Here is a 2502-nt window from a genome sequence, read left to right as displayed (position 1 = left end):
AGATATGATCCAGAGTACCACGGGACACGTGAAACCCTGTGGGAAGCAGGAGGGACCATCCTCCAAGCCTAAATACTACCTAGTGACCGATAGCGCATAGTACCGTGAGGGAAAGGTGAAAAGAACCCCGGGAGGGGAGTGAAATAGAACCTGAAACCCTGCACTTACAAGCTGTGGGAGCACATTTCTTGTGTGACCGCGTACTTTTTGTAGAACGGGCCAACGAGTTACGTTAAGTAGCAAGGTTAAGCACTTAAGGTGTGGAGCCGTAGCGAAAGCGAGTCTTAAATGGGCGATTTAAGTTACTTGACGTAGACCCGAAACCGGGCGACCTATCCATGAGCAGGTTGAAGCGAAAGTAAAATTTCGTGGAGGACCGAACCCACGAGCGTTGAAAAGCTCGGGGATGACTTGTGGATAGCGGTGAAATTCCAATCGAGCCCGGAGATAGCTGGTTCTCCCCGAAATAGCTTTAGGGCTAGCCTTGAGCTTAGAGAAACGGAGGTAGAGCACTGAATGTCCTAGGGGGTATTGCACTTACCGAAGACTATCAAACTCCGAATGCCGTCTTCTTTTGCTCAGGAGTCAGACTGTGGGTGATAAGATTCATAGTCAAGAGGGCAACAGCCCAGATCGTCAGCTAAGGTCCCTAAATGTACGTTAAGTGGTAAAGGATGTGGGATTGCACAGACAACCAGGATGTTGGCTTAGAAGCAGCCACTCATTTAAAGAGTGCGTAATAGCTCACTGGTCGAGTGATCCTGCGCCGAAAATTTCCGGGGCTAAAACGTACTACCGAAGCTACGGCATCATTTATGATGGGTAGGGGAGCTTCGTATGCAGGCTGAAGCATGACCGTAAGGACATGTGGACAGTATACGAGTGAGAATGTTGGCATGAGTAGCGAGACGTGGGTGAGAATCCCACGGGCCGTAAACCCAAGGTTTCCAGGGGAAGGTTCGTCCGCCCTGGGTTAGTCGGGACCTAAGCCGAGGCCGAAAGGCGTAGGTGATGGACAACAGGTTGATATTCCTGTACCACCAATAACCGTTTGAGGAATGGGATGACACAGTAGGATAAGCTAACCACACTGTTGGTTATGTGTGGCTAAGTACTGAGGCAGTCAAGATAGGCAAATCCGTCTTGATAATGCTAGGGTACGATGGGGAGCCCTTTTGCGAAGTAGCTGATTTCACACTGTCGAGAAAAGTCTCTACCGAGGTTAAAGGTGCCCGTACCGTAAACCGACACAGGTGGGTGAGGAGAGTATCCTAAGGCCAGCGAGAGAACTATTGTTAAGGAACTCGGCAAAATGACCCCGTAACTTAGGGATAAGGGGTGCCATCCTTTGGATGGCCGCAGAGAATAGGCCCAAGCGACTGTTTACCAAAAACACAGGTTTCTGCTAAGTCGCAAGACGATGTATAGGAGCTGACGCCTGCCCGGTGCTGGAAGGTTAAGGGGATCTGTTAGGAGCAATTCGAAGCAGTGAACTTAAGCCCCAGTAAACGGCGGCCGTAACTATAACGGTCCTAAGGTAGCGAAATTCCTTGTCGGGTAAGTTCCGACCCGCACGAAAGGCGTAACGATTTGGGCACTGTCTCAACAATAGACTCGGTGAAATTGTAATCCCGGTGAAGATGCCGGGTACCTGCGACAGGACGGAAAGACCCCATGGAGCTTTACTGTAGCTTGACGTTGGGTCTTGGTACTACATGTACAGGATAGGTGGGAGACTATGAAGCATGGACGCCAGTCTGTGTGGAGTCATCCTTGGGATACCACCCTTGTAGTACTGGGATCCTAACCAGAGGCCTTGAATCAGGTCTTGGGACACCGTCAGGTGGGCAGTTTGACTGGGGCGGTCGCCTCCCAAAAAGTAACGGAGGCGCTCAAAGGTTTCCTCAGCACGGTCGGAAATCGTGCGAAGAGTGTAAAGGCAAAAGGAAGCTTGATTGCAAGACATACAGGTCGAGCAAGGACGAAAGTCGGACTTAGTGATCCGGTGGTTCCGCATGGAAGGGCCATCGCTCAACGGATAAAAGCTACCCTGGGGATAACAGGCTTATCTCCCCCAAGAGTCCACATCGACGGGGAGGTTTGGCACCTCGATGTCGGCTCATCACATCCTGGGGCTGTAGTAGGTCCCAAGGGTTGGGCTGTTCGCCCATTAAAGTGGTACGCGAGCTGGGTTCAGAACGTCGTGAGACAGTTCGGTCCCTATCCGTCGCAGGCGTAGGAAATTTGAGGAGACCTGTCCTTAGTACGAGAGGACCGGGATGGACGTACCTCTGGTGTACCAGTTGTTCTGCCAAGGGCATGGCTGGGTAGCTATGTACGGAATGGATAAGCGCTGAAAGCATCTAAGCGCGAAGCCAACTTCAAGATAAGATTTCCCACCGTAAGGGTAAGACCCCAGGAAGACTACCTGGTTGATAGGTCGAAGGTGTAAGTGCAGTAATGTATTTAGCTTATCGATACTAATAGGTCGAGGACTTGACC

General features: G+C 51.1%; 1 rRNA gene. It reads left to right on the top strand.

The window, feature by feature from the left end:
- Positions 1 to 2502 (top strand): 23S ribosomal RNA (locus I4U66_RS14550); the annotation flags it as partial.

It is taken from the genome of Romboutsia sp. D33t1_170424_H2, from assembly GCF_015669105.1.
GTDB classification, from domain to species: domain Bacteria; phylum Bacillota; class Clostridia; order Peptostreptococcales; family Peptostreptococcaceae; genus Romboutsia_C; species Romboutsia_C hominis.
The sequence above is the reverse complement of the archived record's forward strand: the minus strand, read 5'-3'. Positions and strand labels throughout refer to the sequence as shown.